We start from the raw sequence: 3,210 nt of genomic DNA, 5'->3' as shown, positions 1-3,210 counted from the left end.
CCCCGGCGCTCCGCGCCGACCCTCCCCATCGAGGGGAGGGTAACCCATCATGCGCCGCGCTCAAGAATTACGGTCACAGTGCACTATTTCGCTTCGGCCGCCTGCCCCGCTTCCGCGGTTCCGGTTTGCCCGAAAATCCTACCCAGAAATGCCTCGTTGCCCACCGGCCAGCCGATGCTCTCGGCCTTGCGCAGTGCGTCGAAAGCCGCGGCATCCATCTCGATCAAATCGAACCGCCCGACCGACGACGGCAACTGTGTTTCATCGGCCCCAATTCCGTGACGCCATCGGGCTTATCAGTCGGATGCGCCCGAGCGTTTGACCAGGACCAATCCGCCGCCTGCTTCACCAGTCCCGCGCGCACCGGATTCAACCCGACATAACGCACAGCCGACAAGAGGTGTCCTCGTCCATCGCGATGGCGCCGAAGCGACCCTGCCAGAAATGCCCGGTTTTGTTTTATCGCGCATTGATGGTCCCGGCATACGCGCGGTGCACCTTCGCGAGCGCGCACCGCAGGCCATCCGCGCCGGCAGGCATCAGGATCAGGTGCACATGGTTCGGCATCAGGCACCACGCCCAGAGGCCGACATCGGCGGAGCGGCAATGCTCGATCAGGAGGTTTTTGTAGAGCGCATAGTTTTACGGCGTTAAAAACGCTTTGGCGCGCCCGTTGCCTCGCTGGGTGACATGGTGCGGCAGACCGGGGACTACAATACGGGCAAGCCGAGCCATTCTGCTAGTCTACAGTAAATGAAGGTCGATCCAGTATACAAAAATACACTGTCACCGTGATCTTCTTCGTTACTGATCGATTATTTCTAAAGAAAATAGGACAGGATTCTCAAAATTCACAAAATAAAACCGAGATCCATTTAGAAAATCTATTACTATTGACGTGTCTGGACCAATTCCTTCGCCAAGTTTTGTTGAAAATGGAATTTTTCTACGCCTAACTTCGTTTAAAGTATCGTCGAATGTTCTCATTTCAATTTTTGGTAACGTAACAGCGTAACGATCTGACTGTGACTTACTCTTTAGGCGGAAAAAAGTCTTTCTTACCATCAAATCGATTTTTATCATTGACACAAACGGCATATCAAATCTCGATCTTACATATAATTCAATTGGTCCAAATCCCATGTAACCATTGAAAATTTCGTCGGGACCAAAGCCCCAATAGTCTGGAGGCCCCACGAGCTCCGCAATCTCATTCAAATTTTCCCCAACCCGCACTGCCCCTATTCCTCCCGCTTCGGCAACAGAAAATATGTCGAACGTCACATCAGTCATGGCTTCTTTCCTGCTGGTTTTTTGTCTTGTCCGCCGTCGCCGCCAGTCTTTTTCTCTGCTTTTTCAATTTTCTTTTCAGCACTCTTTTTCACACTTTCAATTCTTTCACGCCATTTTTTTCCTAAGGCGTCATTCCGCGGATTGTCTAAAAGAAAACCCGCTTGTTTCGCCACGTCCTTGAGGCCCGGAACGGTCCCTAGGTATTGCTTTGCCTCTTGGGCAGCCTTTTCAAAATCCTTAGCGCCAGGCTTGGATTTACCTTCTGGGGAAAGATCAAAATCGGCGTTGATGTCTTCCCCGATGCCTATCGCGATTTCTTGCTTCTTCCCAGTTTTTGGATCGGTGTGTGTCCAATGAACGCCCTTTGATCCATCGTAACTGGAGTAGCGGTTCTCTACAGGAGAACTTGTGTGAGGCCTAACAATGTCTTGGCAGATGGCTGCGCAAGCAGGATTAACAATAGCGGAAAACGAGCCATGAGAGACCGTTCCCTGTACAAATATAGGAATTAAGCACAATGGCTGGCTCTACACATTGATCGCCCCGTGCCAATATAGCCTAGATAACTATTAGCCTTGCATCACTCCAAAATCCTCTCGTCCGCCTGATCTTTAGCTTTTACTATTACGCTTTCAATCAAAAGTGGTAGCACCACAGGCAGCAAAAAAAATCTCCAAGGCTTGCCGTAGCCCGACGAAATAAATGAAATACCGGCAATAATATTTCCTTTTTCCCATCCTTTCTTCAAAAGAAGCCTTCCCCGTTTCACATCGCCGTTTCTCATTAAATATCTTCCACATATAAGGTAAATTGCGCCAAGCTCCCACTCCGCTTTTTCTGCAAAAATATCGAGAGTCTTGGGCGATTCTTCCCTGGAAAATGTTTTTATGAGAACGAAGGTCGCTTCTTCGCCCTTTTTCTCTTCAGCGCGACGGAGCCAGAGCTCCGCTAACATTAGGTCTTTTTCTACCATCACCCCGTTAGCATAGCCAATACCAACGGCTAACTGCGCATCTGGATCTCCTTGCTCGGCCAATGGGATGAAGTACTCAATCCATCTCTGTCGCTCTTCAGCAGTGACTTGGTCCATGTGACGTTTCCCGTCTATGCATCCATCCGACGACTGGTGCGCCTAGTCCTCGGCACATGGGCTCTTTTCGAGAGCCGGTCCATTCTAAAGTCAATCACTCACTCTATCATCATAACCTGAAATCTCGATCTGTAAGCCCGCGCGGGTCCCTCATAAAGTCATGCACAATCCCCATTGGGATCCCGATAACAGGAGTTCCAAGAGGAGCACCCGGCGGCTTCGATGGCTTTGTCGGCGGACCTGGCGGCAGATCATCTGGTGGTGATGCACTTGGCGGATCAGTTGGGGTTGGAGCCTTCTTTACAGACTCCATCTGCCTCACTGGAGGTTTGGGATCGTTAACCGACGGCGCTTTGTTTGGATCCGTAAAGCTAGTCATAACATCCATGGCAAAGCCGACGAGGTTTCGAACAAAATCGAATTTACTGGCGGCTATTTGCTTACACCCATCGCACTTTTTCTTGTCAACAGAAAGGCCCAACTCCTTTACCGCCGGCCCCGCTGATTGGGAGATGGCGTGGCTGCCAGACGCTTCAGCGGTGCCAACCGAGCCGCCACCTTCTCTGGCAGCATTGGCCAATCCGGCCGCGCTGTCGTCGGCTGACCGCGCCGAATGTCCATTGTTGTCTGCTTTATTCACCGGATCGTTCTGGGCATATACATAGCGGTTGGTCCCCACGCCCTGCTTTGTCGGATCCCAATCATCTGGCGAGATGAACCTTCCCAGCACGGGATCCATGTACCGCGCATTGAGATACAGCAGCCCGGTCTCGGGATCGAAGCGTTCGCCGATGTAGCTCTTCTGGGTCTGGAAGCCTGTGTTGAGG

General features: G+C 51.4%; 5 protein-coding genes. All 5 read right to left on the bottom strand.

The window, feature by feature from the left end:
• Positions 1–83: 83 nt before the first annotated feature.
• Positions 84–254 (bottom strand): hypothetical protein, encoded by a 171-nt coding sequence (locus EN994_RS36330; protein ID WP_206521361.1) that lies wholly within the window; start codon positions 252–254, stop codon positions 84–86.
• 550 nt (positions 255–804) lie between these two features.
• The gene (locus EN994_RS24190; RefSeq protein ID WP_127224120.1) at positions 805–1,293 is read right to left on the bottom strand and encodes a hypothetical protein; all 489 of its coding nucleotides are present in this window, start codon (positions 1,291–1,293) and stop codon (positions 805–807) included.
• Entirely contained in the window at positions 1,290–1,811 is a 522-nt protein-coding gene (locus EN994_RS24185; RefSeq protein WP_127224119.1) for a hypothetical protein, read from the bottom strand. The genes EN994_RS24190 and EN994_RS24185 overlap by 4 nt, the downstream gene beginning before the upstream one ends.
• A 62-nt stretch (positions 1,812–1,873) precedes the next feature.
• A complete protein-coding gene (locus tag EN994_RS24180; RefSeq protein WP_063168157.1) occupies positions 1,874–2,383 on the bottom strand; it encodes a sel1 repeat family protein in 510 nt (169 codons plus the stop codon).
• A gap of 109 nt (positions 2,384–2,492) precedes the next feature.
• The coding region (locus EN994_RS35450) for an RHS repeat-associated core domain-containing protein (protein WP_164746130.1) at positions 2,493–3,210 on the bottom strand (718 nt) is incomplete at its 5' end.

Source organism: Mesorhizobium sp. M7A.F.Ca.CA.002.09.1.1, assembly GCF_003998555.1.
Lineage (GTDB): Bacteria > Pseudomonadota > Alphaproteobacteria > Rhizobiales > Rhizobiaceae > Mesorhizobium > Mesorhizobium ciceri.
Note: the sequence above shows the minus strand (reverse complement) of the source record. Positions and strands in the feature narration are given on the sequence as shown.